This is a genomic window from Cytobacillus citreus (assembly GCF_018343665.1).
Taxonomy (GTDB): domain Bacteria; phylum Bacillota; class Bacilli; order Bacillales; family Cytobacillaceae; genus Cytobacillus; species Cytobacillus citreus.
Genome location: NZ_JAGYPM010000015.1, coordinates 1 through 1,913, shown reverse-complemented (window position 1 = coordinate 1,913; position 1,913 = coordinate 1). Strand labels below are relative to the sequence as shown.

General features: G+C 47.0%; 12 tRNA genes and 2 rRNA genes. All 14 read left to right on the top strand.

The window, feature by feature from the left end:
* Positions 1–124, top strand: a 23S ribosomal RNA gene (locus KHA94_RS25700); the annotation flags it as partial.
* A 108-nt stretch (positions 125–232) separates the two neighbouring features.
* A 5S ribosomal RNA gene (rrf, locus tag KHA94_RS25695) occupies positions 233–349 on the top strand.
* Positions 350–355: 6 nt separating this feature from the next.
* Positions 356–431: transfer RNA gene (locus KHA94_RS25690), tRNA-Val, on the top strand.
* Positions 432–594: 163 nt separating this feature from the next.
* Positions 595–667, top strand: a tRNA-Thr gene (locus KHA94_RS25685).
* Between the two features lie 178 nt (positions 668–845).
* A tRNA-Lys gene (locus tag KHA94_RS25680) sits at positions 846–921 on the top strand.
* A 10-nt stretch (positions 922–931) separates the two neighbouring features.
* Positions 932–1,016 (top strand) — tRNA-Leu (locus tag KHA94_RS25675).
* Positions 1,017–1,120: 104 nt separating this feature from the next.
* A tRNA-Gly gene (locus KHA94_RS25670) sits at positions 1,121–1,195 on the top strand.
* Positions 1,196–1,200: 5 nt separating this feature from the next.
* Positions 1,201–1,289: transfer RNA gene (locus KHA94_RS25665), tRNA-Leu, on the top strand.
* Between the two features lie 14 nt (positions 1,290–1,303).
* Positions 1,304–1,380: transfer RNA gene (locus KHA94_RS25660), tRNA-Arg, on the top strand.
* Positions 1,381–1,395: 15 nt separating this feature from the next.
* Positions 1,396–1,472, top strand: a tRNA-Pro gene (locus KHA94_RS25655).
* A gap of 12 nt (positions 1,473–1,484) precedes the next feature.
* Positions 1,485–1,560: transfer RNA gene (locus tag KHA94_RS25650), tRNA-Ala, on the top strand.
* 24 nt (positions 1,561–1,584) lie between these two features.
* Positions 1,585–1,661 (top strand) — tRNA-Met (locus KHA94_RS25645).
* Between the two features lie 39 nt (positions 1,662–1,700).
* Positions 1,701–1,777: transfer RNA gene (locus KHA94_RS25640), tRNA-Ile, on the top strand.
* Between the two features lie 14 nt (positions 1,778–1,791).
* Positions 1,792–1,884: transfer RNA gene (locus KHA94_RS25635), tRNA-Ser, on the top strand.
* The last annotated feature ends 29 nt before the right edge of the window (positions 1,885–1,913 follow it).

Genomic DNA, 1,913 nt, shown 5'->3' with positions numbered 1-1,913 from the left:
GATGAGATTTCCCATAGCGTCAAGCTAGTAAGACCCCTGAAAGATGATCAGGTTGATAGGTTTGAGGTGGAAGCGTGGTGACACGTGGAGCTGACAAATACTAATCGGTCGAGGACTTAACCAAATTGATTACTCGATTCTTCTTCTACATTATCTAGTTTTGAGAGAATAAAAAATTCCTCTTGAAAAAATTTTAAAAGACGATATAATAAATATTGTCTTTAAAAAATAGTCTGGTGGCGATAGCGAGAAGGTCACACCCGTTCCCATCCCGAACACGGAAGTTAAGCTTCTCAGCGCCGATGGTAGTTTGGGGCTGTCCCCATGTGAGAGTAGGACGTCGCCAGGCATAAACGGAGGATTAGCTCAGCTGGGAGAGCACCTGCCTTACAAGCAGGGGGTCGGCGGTTCGATCCCGTCATCCTCCACCATTTTTATAATGCCGGCCTAGCTCAATTGGTAGAGGATTTAAAAGATTGTAGCTGCGAAGCATCTCATCCTCGAATAACAAACTTTTAAAATCTGCGACAAATCACAAAGGGATTTGGAGCACTGGTATTACTACTATTAAATTTTAAAATGAATTATTAATACGCCGGCCTAGCTCAATTGGTAGAGCAACTGACTTGTAATCAGTAGGTTGGGGGTTCAAGTCCTCTGGCCGGCACTCTTGAGCAATCATTTTATTATGAGCCATTAGCTCAGTCGGTAGAGGATTACGAAAGCTTGCAGTACGCAGCGATACATCCTCGAATAGCAAGCTGTAGTAATCTGCGACAAATCACAAAGGGATTTGGAGCACAATTACAACTACTAGCAAAATTCAGGAAACATCATCTTATATCGAGCCATTAGCTCAGTCGGTAGAGCATCTGACTTTTAATCAGAGGGTCGAAGGTTCGAGTCCTTCATGGCTCACCATTTAAATAATGCGGGTGTGGCGGAATTGGCAGACGCACCAGACTTAGGATCTGGCGCCGCAAGGCGTGGGGGTTCGACTCCCTTCACCCGCACCAGATTGACTGTCTCGAAGAGACTCAATCTGCGATAAATGCCAAAGGTATATAAAGCATTCATTAGACTACACACTTCATTCAATAAGAAAAATAATATACAATTTGCGGAAGTAGTTCAGTGGTAGAACACCACCTTGCCAAGGTGGGGGTCGCGGGTTCGAATCCCGTCTTCCGCTCCAAAAGTGCCGGGGTGGCGGAACTGGCAGACGCACAGGACTTAAAATCCTGCGGTAGGTGACTACCGTACCGGTTCGATTCCGGTCCTCGGCACCATTTATATTAACAATGCGCCCGTAGCTCAATTGGATAGAGCGTCTGACTACGGATCAGAAGGTTATGGGTTCGACTCCTTTCGGGCGCGCCATAATATCATAAAAAACGGGAAGTAGCTCAGCTTGGTAGAGCACTTGGTTTGGGACCAAGGGGTCGCAGGTTCGAATCCTGTCTTCCCGACCATCTAAAAACAATGGGGCCTTAGCTCAGCTGGGAGAGCGCCTGCCTTGCACGTAGGAGGTCAGCGGTTCGATCCCGCTAGGCTCCACCATTAAATAAATTTATACAATCATTTGGCGGTGTAGCTCAGCTGGCTAGAGCGTACGGTTCATACCCGTAAGGTCGGGGGTTCGATCCCCTCCGCCGCTACCAAATGTAATATATATTGCTTGAATCTTTGAATACAATTATGGACCTTTAGCTCAGCTGGTTAGAGCAGACGGCTCATAACCGTCCGGTCGTAGGTTCGAGTCCTACAAGGTCCACCATATTGTTTTTATTCGGAGGAATACCCAAGTCCGGCTGAAGGGATCGGTCTTGAAAACCGACAGGCGGGTCAAACCGCGCAGGGGTTCGAATCCCCTTTCCTCCTCCATTTATTAAATATTATTGTCGCGGGGTGGA